Genomic DNA, 17896 nt, shown 5'->3' with positions numbered 1-17896 from the left:
TGATCCATAACCGAGGAGATTGATTGTGACTAACCCCTTCGACGATGAGAACGGCCGCTTCTTCGTCCTCGTCAACGACGAGAACCAGCATTCCCTGTGGCCGACCTTCGCCGACATTCCGGCCGGCTGGACCAAGGTGTTCGGTGAGGACAGCCGGGAGGCGTGCCTGAAGTACGTGGAGGAGAACTGGACCGACCTGCGCCCGAAGAGTCTCATCGAGGCGATGGAGCGCGATGCGGCGGAGCGTGCCGCCAAAGGCTGACGGTGTCTCGATGTCGCTGTCGGCGGGTACAGACTCGCCGACAGCGACATCCTCGTAACGGGGGTATCACGAATGTGATTCAGCCACACTGGCCTCACTGGTGCTGGCGATATTTCGTGTCATGCTCGATATCGTGAGGCAACGACATCGAGTGTGGGTTGCATCATACGGTGGGCGCCAGGCCTGTTGCCCGTAGCGATGCTCTGCGATACTGGGCGGTAGGGTCCCAGTATTGGGGTCATCCGAACAGATGCTCGCACCGGCGGACAGGCGGAATCATGAACGACCTTCTCTCCCGCATCGAGCAGCGTGCTGCGGCGATGCCCTGGATGACTGCGGTGCGTCTGAGTGGTGAGGTGGTCACCTACGGCGATCTGTACCAGCGCATCTGTGAGTACGACCGCGTCGTCTCCCGGCACGCGCTCTCCGAGAACGCCGCGCTGTCGGCCGCCCTGATGAGCTTTCTGCCCGACGCGATCCGCCGCCTCGAGCCCGAGGTGCAGGGTCGCTGGGTGGCCGACGCGATCATGTGGCTCGGCCGCGGTCTCGCCGAAGACGACACGCTCAGCGCCACCGGTTGAAGGCGAAAGCCCCGCTCGTCGCCTCCTGGGCGATCGGGCGGCTAGACCCCCGATTCCCCGGGTGTGTGGTCGTGGGCGGCGGCGAAGATCCTCCTTTGGCGAGGGGCCTCATCGCACTCTCTAAGAGCAACCTGAGAATCCTGACTCGCAGTACAATCAGCAACGATGAATTGTCCGTTTGAGTGCTGTGTCGTCGGGGCGTGACCGGATGAACGTGTGGCGCCTGCAGCGCGCCGCGGCTTTCTGTATCGGCGTGATGCTGGTGCTCACTCCTCTGCTGGCCCTCGGCGCCCTGGTCGACAACTGGGTGCTGACCAGGCTGTGGTGGAACATTCTCGCGGTGGTCGCGCTCGAGCTCGCCGGCCTCGGTCTGATCCTGGCGGCCGGTGAACGCTACCGGCGGTATCTGCGGCCCGCCGCGCTGACGGCCTGCGCGGTGGAACTCGTCCTGCTGCTCCTCTGGTTCGCCGCCCGCACCGGCCGGCTCGCCGATCCCGACGCGATCAATCCGGTGTGGGTCTGCACCACGGCCACGATGGCGTGCATCGGTGTCGCGGTCACCGCCGGATACCGGGCGGCCATCGCCTACGCGACCGTGCTGGTCACGGTGATGTGGGCGGTCCTCAGTTACGCCCACGCCGGGGAACTGCTGCCGGCCGAGTCGTACCGCGCCGTCGTCAACGGTTCCCTGATCGGTCTCTTCCTCGCGATCGTCGCGGCCTCCATGAAGGCGGCGCGGCAGGTCGACGACGACCGCGTCCGCGTGCTCGCGAGTGCCGCGGCGGATGCGGCGGGAGCCGCACGCGCCGAGGAACGCATCCGGGTCGACGCCGTGGTCCGCGACGAGGTGATCGCCGTCCTGCGCACGGTGACGGGTGGCCGGCCCGCCCCTGTGCAGCGCGACCAGGCGCGTCGTGCGCTCGGCGTCCTGCACGGCGCCGAACGCCCGGAACGGCCCGAATTCGTCGACGCGCACACCGCGCATCTGCGGGTCCGGGAGGCCGTCGTGGCGCACGGCGACCACATCGCTGTCGCACTCGACGTCGACGGCGCCGACCACTATCCGCTGGCGGTGGTCGAGGTGCTCACCGAGGCCGTCGGCGAGGCGCTCGGCAACAGTCTCCGGCACGCGGGCGAGGGGGCCTCGCAGGCGGTGGTCGGCTATTTCTCGGACGACGGGATCCGGCTGCGCGTGGTCGACGACGGCGTCGGTTTCGCGCCCGACCGGGTGCCCGCCGATCGCCTGGGCATCGAGATCGGCATCCGCGCGCGCATGGCCTCGGTGCCCGGCGGCGCGGCGTGGGTGCAGAGCGCACCGGGTGAAGGCGCGATGGTGTCGATCCACTGGGAGCGGGCATGACCGCCCGCCCCGATCCGGCGGCACCCGAGGCACCCGACCTGCCGACCCTGATCGGCTTGCGGTCGCCCCTGGTCACCGTCGCCGCCGCGGTGCTGGTGGCCGGCTATGTCATCGCGATGATCGGCGCGTCCGCATCCGCGTCCGGCGGACTCTGGGCCGCGCAGGTGTTCTCGCTCGTGCTGCAAGTGCTGTGCCTGGTCGCCGTGATCGCGATCCCCGCCGACCCCCTCCCGGTCTGGGCGGCCGCGGTGATCGGGGTGGCCTCGCTCTGCGCTCTGGCGCTGGCCTGGTGGCATCTGCCGCACGGATCGCAGTTCTGGGTTCAGGTGACCATGCCGCCGGCGCTCGCCGCCGTCGTCGCCGGCATCGTGGCCATTCGCGGCCGGTTCCTCGTCGCCTGGCTGATGATCGGCGGCACCCTGCTGACCGCGGCCGTCTGGACGCGGTCGCACGGCTATCCGGCCGGGATGGTGGTGCCGATGAGCAACCGGGTGATCGGGACGGTGCTGCCCGCGGTGATCGTCGCCGCCATGATCCGGCCGATCATGGAACTCATGGGTGCCCTGCGCGAACGCGAACTGGCCGCCGTCCGGGCCGGCGCCGCGCGGCGGGCCGCCATCGACGAGCGGGACGAGCGCCTCGCGCAGGTCGCCCGCGAGGCCGGACCGATCCTGGCGCGTATCGCCGACGGCGACAGCTTCACAGAGGAGGAGGCGCTGGCCGTCCGGCTCCTCGAATTCACGCTCCGCGACGAGGTCCGCGGCCGCGGCTGGTACAGCGAGGGCACCCGCGTTGCGGCGGCCGCCGCCCGGTCCCGCGGCGTCACCGTCGCGCTGTTCGACGACGGCGGCCTCGATCTCGACGCGCTCACCGCCGCCGATGCGGAGCGGCTGCGCGGCGAACTGATCCGGGTGCTGCACGCCGCGTCGTCGGGGGCGGTCACGGCCCGCATCCTGCCGCCCGGCCGGGACGAGGTCGCGCTGATCAACGTGGTCGACGGGGAGGTCGTCGAGCGACGGTCCTGCGTCCGGGCCGCGGCGGGGTTGCGCTGGGCGTAGCGGGTCGCCCGGCGCGATCTGTCGCGGATCGTGTCGGGGCCGAAATCCGACGCGCCGGTCACCCTTCGACAGGCTCGGAGAGCGTGTCGGACCAGCTCGGCCGAGCGGGTAGGACCAGCCCGGGAAGCGTGTCGGGGAAGGGTGCCGGCGCGTCGTCGCGGATGCTGCGGGGTCAGTGACCGCCGTGGCTGCCGGCCATCGACGACAGCTGGGTCACGGCGTCGCCGCTGAGCTTCCAGGTGCCGTCCACCTTCACGTAGACCAGCGGGTTGTCGGTCATCTCGACCGGCTGCGGCGCGTGCGGCGACTTCACGGTGATGACGACCTTGGCGGCGTCGTGTCCGTCGACCTTGTCGGTCCCGGTGACCGAGCTGACCGTGTACACGTCCGGGGTGTAGCCGCCGGCGGCCGAGCCCTTGGCATAGCCGATGATGGCGGCCTTGGTGGCCGGGTTGGTGACGTCGACGACGCTGTCGATCTGGTCGGCCGGGGTGGCCGGGTCGACGGCCTTGCGGAGGATCTCCTGGGCCTTGGCCACGTCCAGGCCCTCGACCGCCGACTTGACCGAGTCGGTCGCCGAGGTGGCGGCGGAACTCGCCTTGGCGGCGGTGTCGCCCGAGTCACTCGAGCAGCCGGTCAGGGCGATGGCGGCGCCGGCGGCGAGCGTGACGACCGCCAGGACGGGGCGGCGCAGGTTCTTCTGCATAACGGAGGTCCTCCTCGGATCTAGTCAGGTACGCCTAACTTAACCAGAAGGCGGCACGCGCGGCCAGCGCGGGCGGCGGGCGCCGGGCGCCGGGCGGCCCTCCGTTCGGGTCGAGTTTGCGGCGCGGTGCCTGCCTTGTCGGTGCAGGTCATTAAGATGACTCCATTGCTGGATTGTCGCGCGAGCGACATGGTGCTCGGAGAAGCCGGGGACGCCGCAGCTCGGGAGGAGCGTGATGGGTGTGACGAATCCAGGTCAGGGGCCGTCGGGTGGGGCCCGAACGATCGTGCGGGTCGGTATGGTCGACGACCATCGCGCGCCGGTCTGGGGGATCGAGCGGATCTTCGAACAGCAGCCGGATCTGTCCCTGGTCGCGTCCGCGGCGACGGTCGGCGAACTCCTCGATCAGACCACCGATCTCGACGTGGTGATCCTGGATCTGCGCCTCGGCGACGGCACCACCCCGCGCGAGAACGTCGAACGACTCACCGAGCACGGCATCGGCACCGTCGTCTACACCTCCGGCGAGCATCCGGATCTGCTGCGCTCCGCGGCCCGCGCGGGCACCCTCGGCGTAGTCCTGAAGTCGGCGACCGAGGGCGAGATCATCGACGCCATCCGGGCGGGCAGCCGCGGCGAGGAGGTGCTGACCACCGAGTGGGCGGCCGCGATCGACGGCGATCCGAATCTCGACGCCGTCGAGCTGAGTCCCCAGCTCCAGCGCGTGCTGACGTTGTACGCGTCGGGCGGGACGTCGATCAGCGTCGGCCAGGAGCTCGGGGTCTCGCCGGACACGGTCAACGAGTACCTCAAGCGGATCCGGCAGAAGTACGCCGATGCCGGCCGGCCCACCCGCACCAAGCTCGATCTGTTCAAGCGGGCCGTCGAGGACGGCTGGCTCCCGATGCCGCAGCGCTCGCGCCCTGAGTAAGCATGACCGCTGCCACGCCGGACGCCAGCCGGGAGCGCACCCGGATCGTCACGGCGATGGCTCGCTTTCTCGGCGGGGGATTCGTCGCGTACCTGCTGATCTCGATCCCCGACTTCGGGCGTCCGCCGGGAATGGTGGCGGGCTGGTTCACGCCGGTGGCGGTGCTTCTGTCCCTCGGGCCGGGTGTCCTGCTGCTCGGCGTCACCTTCGTTCGCCGCGGTGATCGCTACATCGCCCCGCTGGTCTTCGCCTCCGCGGCCGGCTTCCTGTTCGCCGGCGGGCTGTGGTTCCCCGCCTGGACCGGTGCACGGGTGGCCGACGGCGACGTCACCTGGCTGATGACCTTCGCCGGCCTGCCCGCGCTGGCGGTCTCGATGTTCCGGCTGCGCCTGGGCATCGTCGTCCTGGTACTGACGTCGGTGCTGGCCGCGGCCATCAACGCGGCCGGGCGGTCCGGCGGTGCGACGCACCAGTTCGTCTACGAAACCCTGTGGAGCATCGTCTTCACCCTGCCGTTCATGATCGCCGTGCGGTTGCTGGTCCGGACCGGACGGGTGCTCGACGCCACCCGCGCCGACGCGATCGAGGCGGCGGCCGCGTCGGCGTCGTCCGCCGCCCACGATGCCGAGCGCGCCCGTTTCGACGCCCTCATCCACGACCGGGTGATCGCCACCCTCGTCGCCACCCGCCGCCATGCCGCCGATGCGCGGCTGCCGGAACAGGCGCGGGGAGCGCTCGACGAGCTGAGTCGCCTGGCGGAGGGACCGGATCCGAACGCGCCGGACGTCAGCGTCGTCGGGACCCTCGCTCGGCTGCGCACCTTCGCCACCGCGATCGACCCCGACATTCCGGTCGGGCATCCCGACGATGCGCTCGATCCGTCGGTGCCGCGGTATCCGGACGCCGTGGTGCGGGCGATGGCCGAGGCGATGGGCGAGGCGCTGCGGAACGCGGTGCTGCACGCCGGCCCGCACGCCCAGCGTGCGCTGCTGGTCGAGACGGGCGAAGCGTCGCTGATCGTGACAGTCGGCGACAACGGCTGCGGTTTCGACGTCGCCCGCGTGCCGCCGGAACGCCTGGGCATGGCGGTGAGCATCCGTGCGCGGATGGACGAACTGCCCGGTGGCAGCGCGACCGTGCGCAGCGCCCCGGGCGAGGGGACCACCGTGGTGCTGCGCTGGGACGGCGCCCGATGACGGACGTCGCGTGGTGGCGGTTCTGGATGCGCCCCTGGCACGCCGATGCGACCAGGATCATGGGGCTGCGCCGCGTGCAGGTCTACACCCTGGCGGCGATGCTGATCTGCGCGGCGGCCGCGCTCGGCCTGGCCGCCGGCGGGGTGGCGAGGCCTTGGCTCTACTTGATCGCTTTCGTCCTGAACGCGGTCGCGGTGGTGGTGTTACTCGAAGCCGGTGGCGACCCGGTGGAGGGGCGGGCCACGGCGGTGATCATCGGGCTTCCGGTGCTGTCCGTGGTGTGCGCGCTGGCCGCGACCGCGCGTGACGCTCAGCTGGCCGAGAATACGGTGTCCGGCGTCATCGTGACGATTTTCGCGTTCGTCTGCGTGCGCGGCCGGGTGACCGCGGCGTGGGGTGGGCTGCTGCTCACGGTGCTGATCTCGCTGATCTGCCTGCGCTGGCGCAGGCCGGACGACGACTTCCTCAGCATTCTGCTGCCCAACATCGCGGTGCTGGTGATGGCGACCCTGTTCGCGATGATCGTGCGGCCCCGGGCCCGCCAGATCTACGCGCTGCAGCTGCGGGCCGAGCAGCGCTCGGCCGCCGCGGCCGGCTCCCGGGCGGCGCGCGCGGTGCGCGACCAGCAGATGGCGTACCTCGATCAGCGGGTGCGCCCGATGCTCGAACTGATCGCTTCCGGGGCAGAGATCGACGATTGCCTGGTGGACGAGGCGCAACTGCTCGAGGCCGCGCTTCGCGACCGGATCCGAGCACCCGGGCTCGACCGTGTGGACCTCGCCGCGGCGGCTTGGGGAGCGCGGGCCCGCGGCGCCAAGGTGGTCCTGCTCGACGACCGCACCGGACGCGCCGACGACGACGTCGAGCCGGAGCGGCTGGCCGCGGTGTGCGAGGTTGCCGGGGCCGTACTCGCGGACGTGGATCACGACTGCGTCGTGACCATCCGGCTCCTTCCCGAGCGCCGGGAACGGCTCGCGACCGTCACCGTAGTGCGCGGCGGTGAGATGCGGCGCTGGGCGTTCGACGCCGCCGGAAACCGGGTCGAAGGTCCCGGGACCGGAGACTTCTGACGGGCATCTTTGGTGACTCTTGTCCGCGAGTGGTCGAATGAATGATCGAGTTTGCCCAGCGCGGTGTGCGTCGCGGCGTCGGGCGCGCTTCGCTGACCAGCGGCGACGCTGGCGATGTAACGCTCGTAACTGACTGGTCGATTGGGTTTGGTTGAGGCAAGTTGCCGTTTCTGTCCCCTTTTTGGGGTCTTTCACCGGTACACGCCCGTTCCTAACCTGTGAATACCCTGTGCGGCGCCCGTGGAGGGCAGCTCCTCCGCGACGGCGCCCGGCCTGCTTTCGGGCCCGGGGAATCAGGGGAGGGAACGCACGTGACTGTGACGGCAGCCGAGATCGCACGGGACTATGAGGAAGCGCCGATCCGTGGGCCGCGGACCGGCGTCCTGCGGGTCGTGAGCGCGCAGGCGGCCGGTGCACCCGGCCCGGTGCCGGAGGTGCGGCGCCCCGCGCTGTCCGACCGGGAGATCGAGGTGCTCCTCGCGTGGCTCGCGGCCGACTCGAAAGAAGAGGCGGCCGACCAGCTGTTCATTTCCGCGTCGACCGTCAGCACGCACATCTCGCGTATCCGTGCCAAGTACGTCAGCCTCGGCCGCCCCGCGCCGACCAAGGCGCACCTGCTGGCTCGCGCGCTCCAGGACGGGTACACCATGCTCGTCGAGTGGTGAGCTGCTTCGTCGGCTGAGCCGGGCGGAGGAACGAAGTGACGATGCTCGTGTCGAAGCCCCGTCCTCGGGCGGGGCGTCGTCGCCCGATTTGTATCTCACCTGCGTGAATACGTAGACTGAGCAGGTTGCCTGCGGTGCGTGCACCGCGAATCGGCTCGCGAACCCACTGGGATCTTCTCGCTTCACGGCGGAAAATGCCAGGCAGGCGCGTGTTTCGATGGCGACAGACCGTGTGCGTCGGGTCGGAAATCCGGCGTGCAGAAAAGTCCAGGTCAAGGAGACCAAGCAGTGATTCAGCAGGAATCGCGCCTGCGGGTCGCCGATAACACCGGTGCCAAGGAGATCCTTTGCATCCGCGTGCTCGGCGGTTCCTCGCGGCGATACGCCGGCGTGGGTGACGTGATCGTCGCCACCGTCAAGGATGCCGTCCCCGGCGGCAACGTGAAGAAGGGTGAGGTCGTCAAGGCCGTCATCGTGCGCACCGTCAAGGAGCGCCGTCGCCCGGACGGCTCGTACATCAAGTTCGACGAGAACGCGGCCGTCATCCTCAAGAACGAGACCGAGCCCCGCGGCACCCGTATCTTCGGCCCGGTGAGCCGCGAGCTGCGCGACAAGCGCTTCATGAAGATCGTGTCGCTCGCACCGGAGGTGATCTGACAATGAAGGTGCACAAGGGTGACACCGTGATCGTTATCGCGGGTAAGGACAAGGGCGCCAAGGGCAAGGTCATCGAGGCCTACCCGAAGCGCGAGCGCGTCCTCGTCGAGGGCGTCAACCGCATCAAGAAGCACACCGCGCAGTCGGCCAACGAGCGCGGCGCCGAGTCCGGCGGAATCGTGACCCAGGAGGCCCCCATTCACGTCTCGAACGTGATGGTCGTGGACTCCGAGGGTAACCCGACCCGCATCGGTTACCGGATCGATGAGGAGACCGGCAAGAAGGTCCGCATCTCCCGCAAGACCGGGAAGGACATCTGAACATGACCACCTCTGAGAAGGTTCAGCCCCGCCTGAAGACTCGCTACCGCAGCGAGATCAAGGACAAGCTGAACAGCGAATTCAACTACGACAACGTGATGCAGATCCCGGGTGTCGTGAAGGTCGTCGTCAACATGGGCGTCGGCGACGCCGCCCGCGACGCCAAGCTGATCAACGGCGCCGTGGCCGACCTGGCCCTGATCACCGGCCAGCAGCCGGAGATCCGCCGCGCCCGCAAGTCCATCGCGCAGTTCAAGCTGCGCGAGGGCATGCCGATCGGTGCCCGCGCCACCCTGCGCGGCGACCGCATGTGGGAGTTCCTGGATCGCCTGGTGTCGATCGCGCTCCCGCGTATCCGTGACTTCCGTGGCCTGAGCGATCGCCAGTTCGACGGTAACGGGAACTACACCTTCGGCCTGAACGAGCAGTCGATGTTCCACGAGATCGATATCGATTCGATCGACCGTCCCCGCGGCATGGACATCACCGTCGTCACCTCGGCCACCAACGACGAGGAAGGCCGCGCGCTGCTTCGCGCCCTGGGTTTCCCGTTCAAGGACTCGAACGCGAAGGACAACTGACATGGCTAAGAAGGCTCTGAAGATCAAGGCCGCCAAGAAGCCGAAGTTCGCGGTGCGTGCGTACACGCGCTGCAACAAGTGCGGTCGCCCGCACTCGGTGTACCGCAAGTTCGGCCTGTGCCGGATCTGCCTGCGCGAGATGGCGCACGCCGGCGAGCTGCCGGGCGTGCAGAAGTCGAGCTGGTGATCTCTCACCGGCGGCACTAGCTGCTGCTTGACGACGGCCCCGTCTTCCCATGAGGGAGACGGGGCCGTCGTGCGTTCGCGGTGCGCCGGGCCGTGCGGTGGTCGCGAACTCGCTCGGCGGGTGTCATGCCGGCGGTGCGGGTGGTCAGTCCCGCTCGAGGAGGAAGTAGCAGGTCTGCTCGTCGCCGCGCCGATCCATCAGACCGAAGAGGGTGTTCCGGTCGAGGCGGCGGAAGTGGTCGATGATCGGCAGATCGTCGTACACCATCGCCGCGCTCGCGATGCCGCCGTAGTCGACGGTCCGCAGCCGCGCCCGCGGTGCTGTCGTGCGCAGCGCGCGGAACGCGGTCTTGCTGCCCGGTGGCAGCGTGTTCGGCAGCCTGTCGGCGACCCGGTATATCGAACGCAGGGGGATCAGTCTCGGGTTCACCGCGTACAGGCGGCCGGGCGCGCCGAACAGCAGCGGATGCACGGTCTCGGCGTCGATGAACTCCTTGCCGTACCACCCCGCCGTCGCGAGCAGCCCGTCCATCGGGTGTCCGCTGGGGGCCACGGATCCGCGCCAGCGTCCCAGCATCTCGTCGACGCCGACCGGCGGCAGCGAGTCGAAGAGCTCTTGTGCGGCGAGGGGACTCACTCCACGTCGGAGGTCGTCGGCGGTCGTCATGATGGGTACCTCATCGTCGGTGGTCGGCGGACCCGAAGGGAACATAACGTCAGTTATGTTCCAGTGGGGCGAGACGCTACGGTATTCCGCCGGACGGGGCAACCCCTGTGCCGGCGGTCGCTCGAACCGCGTGGAAAGCGACGGCCCCCGTCTCCCGGGCGGGAGGCGGGGGCCGTCGTGCCTCGCGGGGTGCCTACTTCAGGCGTTCCTGCTCTTCGCGCGCGAGGCGGTCGCGCTCGGCCTGGCGGGCCCGCTCCTCTTCCTCGATCTTCTGCTCGTGCTCGTTCTTGTTGCTCATGGGCATCTCCCTCTGTCGCGGTCTGGCCGAAGTCGAGCCTACTGGGCGCGTCGTGGAACCGGATCGGGGCGGCGTGCGTCTAAGTCTCATGGGTATCGAGAACGGGGTGTTCAGCAGGCACGATCTGACGCGATTGGGGGTGAGCAAGGAGGAACTGCACCGGTATCTGAACGACGGCGTGCTGGTCCGGCTGCGGCGCGGCTGGTACCTGCGCGCGGAAGCGCACGACCCGGCCGCGGTGGCCGCGGTCCGCGACGGCCGCTGCGGACGGTGGTGGAGCCGGACCGATTCACGTCGGCTGATCGACCACTGACCGGGGCGGCGAGCGGTCGCCGCCGGGTCAGAACAGCTGGTAGATGGTGTCGGAGACGGTGAAGCCGTGGCCGGAATCGTTGTTCCGGCAAGTGACCCCGGAGGTCCGCCCGAGGATGCAGGTGAACGGGCCGACGGTCAGGGAACGGTCGTAGGGGAGGACCTTGCCGGTGGCGCCCGGGGTGCCGCCGCCGGGGAGGAACGCCGGATCGCCGTGCTGGGTGAACTCGCCCGGCCCGCTCGCGCCCACCTCGATCGCGTTGGGCGGACCCAGCTGGTCGGGCGCTCCGGCCTGCGGGACGCGCGGTGCATCGGCCGGGAGCGGTCCGTGGCAGCCGGCGACGCGCAGGTCTTGCTCGCCCACCATGATGGCGCAGGTCCATCGGCCCGAGTGCGATGTGAAGTAGTGATAGCCGGCGAGAGCGTAGGCGTCGGCGTCGATCGGGGTCGCGACGTCGTCCGACCGGTCGCGGGAAGTGCTGGTGGGGACCTCCGAGGCCTGCGGTGACGGGGCGTCACCGGTGGTCTCGGTGACCACCGAGACGACGGTCGACGCGGCCGGGTGGGCATCGTCGTGTGGAGAGCGATCGCACGCGGTCAGGGCCAGCAGCGGCAGCGCGGACGCGGCGGCGGCGAGGAGGCGGCGCATGGTCGTGGGGGTCAGGCCCGGTCGGGCTCGGCGCGTCCGGTGAGCAGGTACGCCGCCGGCAGGACCCCGGCGGAGTTGACGACGGACAGCCCGGTGGCCCACAGCCACTTCGGGCCGTTGACCTCGCTGGGGGCACGCCCGGCCAGGTCGCCGAGCGCCCAGACACGCAGACCGGCGTCGACGGCCGCACCGACGACTATCGCGGACCGCTGGGCGGTGGACAGATCGCACCACTTCTTCTTGGCCATGGGGTGCTCCTGATTCCGGTGAGGGTCGGGGTGTCCAGAGTACCGATCGGGGGCGTGCCGGGCCGGGACACTTACGCGGGCGACTGCACGAGCGCGTCTCGCATCGGACGCGCGTGGGTCTAGGCATCGACGGAGACGTTGGTCGAGCGGAGCCGAGGCCTCGACCGTCATGGGGCGTGGGTCGTTCCGTGCGGGACTTTGGCCTCGTGCCCCGGAGGGCGTCGATCGGTAACGTGGATCACACATCGCGGCTCCCAGGGGAAGGTATGCCGGTGGCTGAGAATTGGGTCCGTTCGCTCGGCGAACTCGGGCTGGGGGACGCGCCGTCGGTCGGCGGCAAGGGCGCGAATCTAGGGGAGCTGATCCGGGGCGGATTCCCGGTGCCGGGCGGCTTCGTCGTCACCAAGCAGGCGTATCTCGCCGCCGTCGACGCGGCCGGGCTGCGTGACCGGCTCGCCGCGCACGCGCTGCCGCCGGCCGGGGCGAGCGAGACCGAGCTGCTGGCCCTCGCGGACGAGTTGCGCGGCGAGGTGGCGCGCATCGAGATCCCCGAGGAGATCGCCGCGCAGATCGTCGCGGCGTACGCCGGGCTCGGCGACGATCGGCGGGTCGCGGTGCGCTCGTCGGCGCCGGCCGAGGATGCCGCGGACACGTCGTTCGCCGGGATCCACGACAGCTTCACCGACGTCGAGGGGACGCGGAATCTGCTCGCCGCGATCAATCGCTGCTGGCAGTCGTTGTGGTCTGCGCGGGCGTTGACCTATCGCCGGGTGCAGGGCGTCACCGAGGAGCCGTCCGTCGCGGTGGTGGTGCAGTTGATGGCCGACTCGCTCAGCGCCGGGGTGATGTTCACCGTCGACCCGCGCACCGGCGAGACCGACCGGATCGTGATCGAGGCCGCGCGCGGGCTCGGCGAGGTGGTGGTCGGCGGCCAGGTGGAACCGGACACCTACGTCGTCGGCAAGGCCGAGCCGCGGCAGATCCTCGACGTGCACCTCGGTGCGCAGGACTTCCAGTTCGTCGCCGGGCACAGCGCCGACGAGGTGCCCGAGGCGATCGACGCCGCCGACCGTGGCCGGCGCGTCCTCGACGACGCCCAGGTGCTGGCCCTCGCACGACTCGCCGTCGCCGCCGAGAAGCACTACGGCGCGCCGCAGGACATGGAGTTCGCGTGGTGCGCGGCGCCGGGCGGCGGGCAGGAGGTGTTCATCGTGCAATCGCGGCCGATCACCACGCTGGGTGGCGAGAACGGTTCGGGCGGCGGAGACGGCGCGGGACGGGCCGCGGAGGCGCTGGTGACCGGGCTCGGGGCCAGCCCGGGGATCGCGTCCGGCCGCGTGCGGATCCTGCGCGAGGTCGCCGAGGCGGCTCAGCTGAACGACGGCGACGTCCTCGTCGCCCCCATGACTCGTCCGGACTGGCTGCCGGTGCTGCGGCGCGCGTCGGCGATCGTCACCGACGGCGGCGGGATCACCTGCCACGCGGCGATCGTCGGGCGCGAGCTCGGCAAACCGGTGGTGGTCGGGGCGCGCGGAGCCACGGGCACCCTCGTCGAGGGTGCCGTCGTGACGGTTGACGGCAGCGCGGGCACGGTCTCGGCGGGCGCTGCGCCCGCCGAGACACGGCCGTTGCCGTCACCCGAATCCTCCCCGCGGGCGCCGGAGGTCACCGCCACGCGGGTGTATGTGAATCTGGCGACCCCCGACGCCGCCGAAGAGGTGGCGGCGTCGGGCGCCGACGGCGTGGGCCTGCTGCGCGCGGAGTTCATGATCACCGAGGCGCTCGGCGGTCTGCATCCGGCCAAGCTGCTGGCGCAGGGCCGCCGCGAGGAGTACGTCGCGACGATGGCCGACGGGGTGTCGCGGATCGCCGCCGCCTTCGCCGGCCGGCCGGTCGTGTACCGGACCATCGACCTGCGCTCGAACGAGTTCGCCGCCCTCGACGGCGGCGACACCGAACCGGACGAGGACAACCCGATGATCGGGTACCGCGGCTGCTACCGGTACATCCGCGAGCCCGAACTGTTCCGGCTCGACCTCGACGTGATCGAGCGTGTGCGGCGTACCCACCCCAACGTGCACCTGATGATCCCGTTCGTCCGGACCCGCTGGGAGCTGGCCGAATGCCTCGCGCTCCTGAACGACCACCCGCTCGGCGCGGACCGCGGCCTGAAGCGATGGATCATGGCCGAGGTGCCGTCGGTCGTCTACTGGCTGGACGAGTACGCCGCGCTCGGCATCGACGGCGTCTCCATCGGCAGCAACGACCTCACGCAGCTGATGCTCGGGGTCGACCGCGATTCCGAGGTCTGCAAGGAACTCTTCGACACCATGGATCCGGCCGTGCTCGACGCCATCGACGCGATCATCGAGAAGGCGTCCGCCGCCGGACTGACCACCTCGCTGTGCGGTCAGGCGGTATCGCTGTACCCCGAACTGGCCGAGCACCTGGTCCGGCGGGGCATCACGTCGGTGTCGGTCACTCCGGACGTCGCCGAACGGACCCGCCACAACGTGGCGGTCGCCGAACGGGCCATCCTGCTCGATGCGGCCCGGCGGGGCTGATCCGCGGGACGTGTGGGCGCGAGCGGTATGCGTCCGCGACAACCGCGAGCTGCCCGCGACAGCGGTCGGCGACGCGACGCGCGCGGTTGTCGCGTCGCCGACCGCTGTCGCGTGGGCGTGACGACTGTCGCGGGTCCCGACGAGTCGAAGCGCCGTTCGCGGCGCTCCTGCTATAGGGCGACCGTCAGCAGGACCACGGCGTCGGTGTCGGCGGCCAGGCCGTGGCGGACCGGTGGGATGTCGGTCCGCTGGCCCTCGGTGAGCGAGAGATCCGGGGTACCGGGGGCGGTGAGCCGGACCGTGCCGCGGAGCACCTGGAGGGTGGCCTCGCCGGGGCTGGAGTGGTCGTGCAGGGCCTGGCCCGCGACCAGGGCGATCACGGTTTCGCGGAGCCGGTCGCCGTGGCCCCGGACCGTCGCGGAGGCGCGGTGGGCGGGGGCGTCGTGCGCGGCGGCGAGAAGTTCGTCGGCGAGGGCGGGAAGGTCGGTGACGCTCATAGCGGTGGTCTCCTCGGAAATGGGGGGCTTCGACACGGGCTCCTTCGTCGCCCGGCTCAGCCGGCGGGTAGGGGCTCCTTCGTCGCCCGGCTCAGCCGACGGGCAGGGGCTTCTTCGTCGCCCGGCTCGGCTGCCGGGTGTGGGCTCCTTGTCATCCGGCTGAGTCGGTGGTGGGCTCCTTCCTTGCCCGGCTGAGTCGGCGGGTATGGGCTTCTTCGTCGCCCGGATCGGCTGGCGGGTGTGGGCTCGTTCGTCACTGGCTCAGCCGGCGGGTGCGGGCTCCTTCCTCGCCCGGCCCGGCAGGCGGATACGGGTTCCTTGTCGCCCGGTGGTTCTGAGCGGAGCCGAGGGGCTCAGCCGGCGGGCGCGTCCTCTCGGCGCGGGATGCCGAAGATCGTGAACAGGCAGGCGACGGCGGCGAAGCACACCAGCAGGATCAGCCCGACGGTGTAGCTGTGGGTCGCGGCGTCGTAGGTGGCACCCATCACCAGCGGCGGGAAGAAGCCGCCCAGACCGCCGGCCGCGCCGACCAGGCCGGTCACCGCGCCGACGCGGGCCGGCGGGCTGGCCAGCGCGACCCAGGCGAACACCGACCCGGCGCCCATACCCATCATCACGGCCATCAGGATGAAATCGACCGCGGCCAATCCGTTGCCCAGTTCCGGCTTGAAGATCATCCAGACCGCCAGGAGCGCGGCGCCACCGCACGAGATCGCGGTGATCAGGCGCGGACCGAACTTGTCCGACAGCGCGCCGCCGATCGGCCGGGCGATGACCGCGGCGATGGCGAAGCCCGCGGTCCGGGCGCCGGCCGACTTGAGATCCTGGATGTCGTACACGTCGGCCAGATAGGTCGGCAGATAGGTGGAGAAGGCGACGAAACCGCCGAAGGCCGCCGCGTACAGGAACGCCATCTGCCAGGTGATCGGCAGCTTCAGCGCGCTGACCAGCTTCGGCACGGCCGGCTCGGTGTTCGGGGTCCAGGCGGGCGCATCGCGCATCATCAGCCACGTGATCACCGCCATCACGACCAGCGCCACCGCGATGATGATGTGCGTCGGGAAGTAGCCGAACCATTCCCGGAACCGCGGGGTGAAGAACGCCGACAGCGCGGTGCCGCCCATACCGGCCCCGAAGATGCCGGTCGCGAAGCCGCGGCGGCTCGGCTGGTACCAGTTGTTCACGAACGGGATGCCGGCGGCGAAGCTGGTGCCCGCGATACCCAGGAAGAAGCCGATCACGACCATGAACGGGAAGCTCTTCATCTGCCCGGCGACGGCCACCAGGAGCACGAACGGCGCGGAGAGCAGAAGCAGCCCGGTGAACATCACCCGGCCGCCGAAGCGCGGCGTCAGCACGCCGACCACGATGCGCCCCAGCGAACCGACCAGGATCGGCACGGCGATCAGCACCGACTTCTGCGTCGGGTCGAGGCCCATCTCCTTCTCGTAGAACTTGGCCAGCGGCGCGATCAGATTCCACGCCCAGAACGTGAGCGCGAAACCGGCGGTGGCGAGGATCAGGTTCCGGGTCTGGGCGCCGGACGTGACGCCGGGCGGCAGCGCGTCGACGGGAGCGGGGGTGACGGTCATGACTCTCGATCCTCGGTGCCGATGGGAGCCCAGGCCTTGGACCTGGGGTGCGGACCCGACTGCGGGCCGCGGGTGGTCTTGGTGTCCCGGCTGCGGTACACGATGTACGGCCGGAAGAAGTAGTGCAGCGGTGCGGTGAAGATGTGCACCAGCCGGGTGAACGGCACCAGAATGAACATCAGCATGCCGAGCAGCACATGGATGTGGAAGCGCAGCGGCGCCTCCTCCATGGCGTGGATGTCCGGCTGCAGGATGAAGATCGACCGGAACCACGGTGCGACGGTCTCCCGGTAGTTCACCCCCGGCCCGTGCGGGTCGACGGCGCCGACGAGGGTGATGTAGCTGCCGGCCAGCATCGCCGACACCAGCACCAGGTACATCAGCTTGTCGTTCCAGGTGGTGGCCGCGAAGACCGGTCCGACGGTGCGCCGCCGGTAGATCAGGATCGCCACCCCGGCCAGCGCGGCGACCAGCGCGATGATGCCGCCGATGGCCGCGACCATGTGGTACAGGTCCTCCGAGACGCCGAGCGCGGTGGTCCACGACTCGGGGATCAGCAGACCCATCACATGGCCGACGATGACCAGCAGGATGCCGTAGTGGAACAGCGGCGACCCGATGCGGAGCAGCCGCGATTCGTAGAGCTCGGACGACCGGGTGGTCCAGCCGAACTTGTCGTACCGGTAGCGCCAGACGGTGCCGCCGATCACGGCGACCAGTGCCAGGTAGGGGATCACTCCCCAGAGAAAGACGTTCATCGTCTCGCCTCCACACGTGCGTCGGGACGCGGCGATGTGCGGGTCATCGCCGCCATGTCTTGGGCGGTGAACAGGGGGAGCAGCCGGGGATCGCCCGACTCCAGGCCGACACGTTCGACGGCCGGCGAACTCTGCCGCATCGACAGCGCGGTGGCCTTGTCCTTCGGGGACTCGCCCGGCAGGGTGTCGCAGATCGCGCGCAGGACGCCGGCGTAGGCCGACCCCTTCTCGAGCAGGGCGAGCCGGATCAGTTCGAGCGACGCGCGGTGCTCGATCAGCAGTTCGCGTCCGGCGGGCAGATCCGCCCGCGCGGCGAACTCCAGAATCATCGGCAGGTAGTCGGTCAGTTCGCCGTGGGTGTCGACGAGGAAACCCGAGTCCCGGTAGGTCTGCTTGATCGCGGCCAGGGCGCTGCCGCGCCGCCGGGTGTCCCCGTCGGACCAGTAGGTGAGGTACAGGGTCTGGTGGCGGGACAGGTCGAAGACGTCGACGTAGTCGCGCCGCAGGTCGTCCGGGGTCGGCGCCGCGTCGCCCCTTGAGCCTGTCGTGTCGTCCCTCGAACTTGTCGTATCGCCCCTTGAGCTTGCCGAAAGGTGCTCGACGAACCGCGCCAGCGCCCGGGTGGACGGGGAATCCGGGAGGTCGGCAAGGGCGGCCGCGAGGAGAGGGGTCTGGGACAGCAGCTCGTCGTCGGGGTACTGGAGGGTCAGCGACGCGACCTGGTAGATCACCCGGTGG

Annotated in this window: 22 protein-coding genes; 14 read left to right on the top strand and 8 right to left on the bottom strand. The window is 70.1% G+C overall.

The window, feature by feature from the left end:
- The first annotated feature begins 25 nt into the window (after window positions 1–25).
- From MYK68_RS17105 to MYK68_RS17090, 4 genes are all read left to right on the top strand, one after another.
- Entirely contained in the window at window positions 26–262 is a 237-nt protein-coding gene (locus tag MYK68_RS17105) for an MbtH family protein (RefSeq protein WP_283255242.1), read from the top strand.
- 278 nt (window positions 263–540) lie between these two features.
- Window positions 541–843 (top strand): hypothetical protein, encoded by a 303-nt coding sequence (locus tag MYK68_RS17100; RefSeq protein ID WP_247864949.1) that lies wholly within the window; start codon window positions 541–543, stop codon window positions 841–843.
- Window positions 844–1051: 208 nt separating this feature from the next.
- Complete coding sequence (locus tag MYK68_RS17095; RefSeq protein ID WP_247864948.1) at window positions 1052–2203, top strand: sensor histidine kinase; 1152 nt, start codon at window positions 1052–1054, stop codon at window positions 2201–2203.
- Window positions 2200–3261, top strand: a complete 1062-nt coding sequence (locus MYK68_RS17090) for a DUF8320 family protein (protein WP_247864947.1) — start codon at window positions 2200–2202, stop codon at window positions 3259–3261. Before MYK68_RS17095 ends, MYK68_RS17090 begins: the two co-directional genes overlap by 4 nt.
- 172 nt (window positions 3262–3433) lie before the next feature.
- Here the strand turns inward: MYK68_RS17090 and MYK68_RS17085 are convergent, their stop codons facing one another.
- A complete protein-coding gene (locus MYK68_RS17085; RefSeq protein WP_247864946.1) occupies window positions 3434–3967 on the bottom strand; it encodes an MTB12 C-terminal domain-containing protein in 534 nt (177 codons plus the stop codon).
- Window positions 3968–4202: 235 nt separating this feature from the next.
- On the opposite strand from MYK68_RS17085, the gene MYK68_RS17080 reads away from it, so the two are divergent.
- From MYK68_RS17080 to MYK68_RS17045, 8 genes are all read left to right on the top strand, one after another.
- Window positions 4203–4898: a response regulator transcription factor gene (locus tag MYK68_RS17080; protein ID WP_502798258.1), complete on the top strand. Its 696-nt coding sequence runs from the start codon at window positions 4203–4205 to the stop codon at window positions 4896–4898.
- Between the two features lie 2 nt (window positions 4899–4900).
- Complete coding sequence (locus tag MYK68_RS17075) at window positions 4901–6094, top strand: sensor histidine kinase (protein ID WP_247864945.1); 1194 nt, start codon at window positions 4901–4903, stop codon at window positions 6092–6094.
- Window positions 6091–7164: a DUF8320 family protein gene (locus MYK68_RS17070; protein ID WP_247864944.1), complete on the top strand. Its 1074-nt coding sequence runs from the start codon at window positions 6091–6093 to the stop codon at window positions 7162–7164. The genes MYK68_RS17075 and MYK68_RS17070 overlap by 4 nt, the downstream gene beginning before the upstream one ends.
- A 383-nt stretch (window positions 7165–7547) precedes the next feature.
- The gene (locus tag MYK68_RS17065) at window positions 7548–7829 is read left to right on the top strand and encodes a response regulator transcription factor (RefSeq protein ID WP_247868090.1); all 282 of its coding nucleotides are present in this window, start codon (window positions 7548–7550) and stop codon (window positions 7827–7829) included.
- A 288-nt stretch (window positions 7830–8117) separates the two neighbouring features.
- On the top strand, window positions 8118–8486 hold the full coding sequence (gene rplN, locus MYK68_RS17060; protein ID WP_247864943.1) for a 50S ribosomal protein L14: 369 nt from the start codon (window positions 8118–8120) through the stop codon (window positions 8484–8486).
- 2 nt (window positions 8487–8488) lie between these two features.
- Window positions 8489–8806 carry a 50S ribosomal protein L24 gene (rplX, locus tag MYK68_RS17055; RefSeq protein WP_247864942.1) on the top strand — a complete coding sequence of 106 codons (318 nt, stop codon included), beginning with the start codon at window positions 8489–8491 and terminating at the stop codon, window positions 8804–8806.
- Window positions 8807–8808: 2 nt separating this feature from the next.
- Window positions 8809–9387 carry a 50S ribosomal protein L5 gene (gene rplE / locus MYK68_RS17050; protein WP_247864941.1) on the top strand — a complete coding sequence of 193 codons (579 nt, stop codon included), beginning with the start codon at window positions 8809–8811 and terminating at the stop codon, window positions 9385–9387.
- 1 nt (window position 9388) lies between these two features.
- Entirely contained in the window at window positions 9389–9574 is a 186-nt protein-coding gene (locus MYK68_RS17045; protein WP_247864940.1) for a type Z 30S ribosomal protein S14, read from the top strand.
- A gap of 144 nt (window positions 9575–9718) precedes the next feature.
- Here the strand turns inward: MYK68_RS17045 and MYK68_RS17040 are convergent, their stop codons facing one another.
- Window positions 9719–10240 (bottom strand): DUF4334 domain-containing protein, encoded by a 522-nt coding sequence (locus MYK68_RS17040; RefSeq protein WP_247864939.1) that lies wholly within the window; start codon window positions 10238–10240, stop codon window positions 9719–9721.
- A gap of 386 nt (window positions 10241–10626) precedes the next feature.
- Between MYK68_RS17040 and MYK68_RS17035 the strand changes: the two genes are divergently transcribed.
- The gene (locus MYK68_RS17035) at window positions 10627–10851 is read left to right on the top strand and encodes a type IV toxin-antitoxin system AbiEi family antitoxin domain-containing protein (protein WP_247864938.1); all 225 of its coding nucleotides are present in this window, start codon (window positions 10627–10629) and stop codon (window positions 10849–10851) included.
- Window positions 10852–10878: 27 nt separating this feature from the next.
- Here MYK68_RS17035 and MYK68_RS17030 read toward each other — a convergent pair whose 3' ends face one another.
- Together MYK68_RS17030 and MYK68_RS17025 are read right to left on the bottom strand one after the other, a co-directional pair.
- Window positions 10879–11499 (bottom strand): hypothetical protein, encoded by a 621-nt coding sequence (locus MYK68_RS17030; RefSeq protein ID WP_247864937.1) that lies wholly within the window; start codon window positions 11497–11499, stop codon window positions 10879–10881.
- An 11-nt stretch (window positions 11500–11510) separates the two neighbouring features.
- Window positions 11511–11747 (bottom strand): hypothetical protein, encoded by a 237-nt coding sequence (locus MYK68_RS17025; RefSeq protein ID WP_247864936.1) that lies wholly within the window; start codon window positions 11745–11747, stop codon window positions 11511–11513.
- A gap of 266 nt (window positions 11748–12013) precedes the next feature.
- Between MYK68_RS17025 and ppsA the strand changes: the two genes are divergently transcribed.
- A complete protein-coding gene (ppsA, locus tag MYK68_RS17020; protein ID WP_247864935.1) occupies window positions 12014–14311 on the top strand; it encodes a phosphoenolpyruvate synthase in 2298 nt (765 codons plus the stop codon).
- A 170-nt stretch (window positions 14312–14481) separates the two neighbouring features.
- Here the strand turns inward: ppsA and MYK68_RS17015 are convergent, their stop codons facing one another.
- From MYK68_RS17015 to narJ, 4 genes are all read right to left on the bottom strand, one after another.
- On the bottom strand, window positions 14482–14808 hold the full coding sequence (locus MYK68_RS17015) for a cupin domain-containing protein (protein ID WP_247868089.1): 327 nt from the start codon (window positions 14806–14808) through the stop codon (window positions 14482–14484).
- Window positions 14809–15161: 353 nt separating this feature from the next.
- Window positions 15162–16400, bottom strand: a complete 1239-nt coding sequence (locus MYK68_RS17010) for an MFS transporter (protein WP_247864934.1) — start codon at window positions 16398–16400, stop codon at window positions 15162–15164.
- Window positions 16397–17158 (bottom strand): respiratory nitrate reductase subunit gamma, encoded by a 762-nt coding sequence (gene narI, locus MYK68_RS17005; RefSeq protein WP_247864933.1) that lies wholly within the window; start codon window positions 17156–17158, stop codon window positions 16397–16399. The genes MYK68_RS17010 and narI overlap by 4 nt, the downstream gene beginning before the upstream one ends.
- Window positions 17155–17889, bottom strand: a complete 735-nt coding sequence (narJ, locus tag MYK68_RS17000) for a nitrate reductase molybdenum cofactor assembly chaperone (RefSeq protein ID WP_247864932.1) — start codon at window positions 17887–17889, stop codon at window positions 17155–17157. The genes narI and narJ overlap by 4 nt, the downstream gene beginning before the upstream one ends.
- Window positions 17890–17896 lie beyond the last annotated feature (7 nt).

Source organism: Gordonia sp. PP30, assembly GCF_023100845.1.
Classification (GTDB): Bacteria; Actinomycetota; Actinomycetes; order Mycobacteriales; family Mycobacteriaceae; genus Gordonia.
This window is presented reverse-complemented; position numbering and strand designations above follow the sequence as displayed.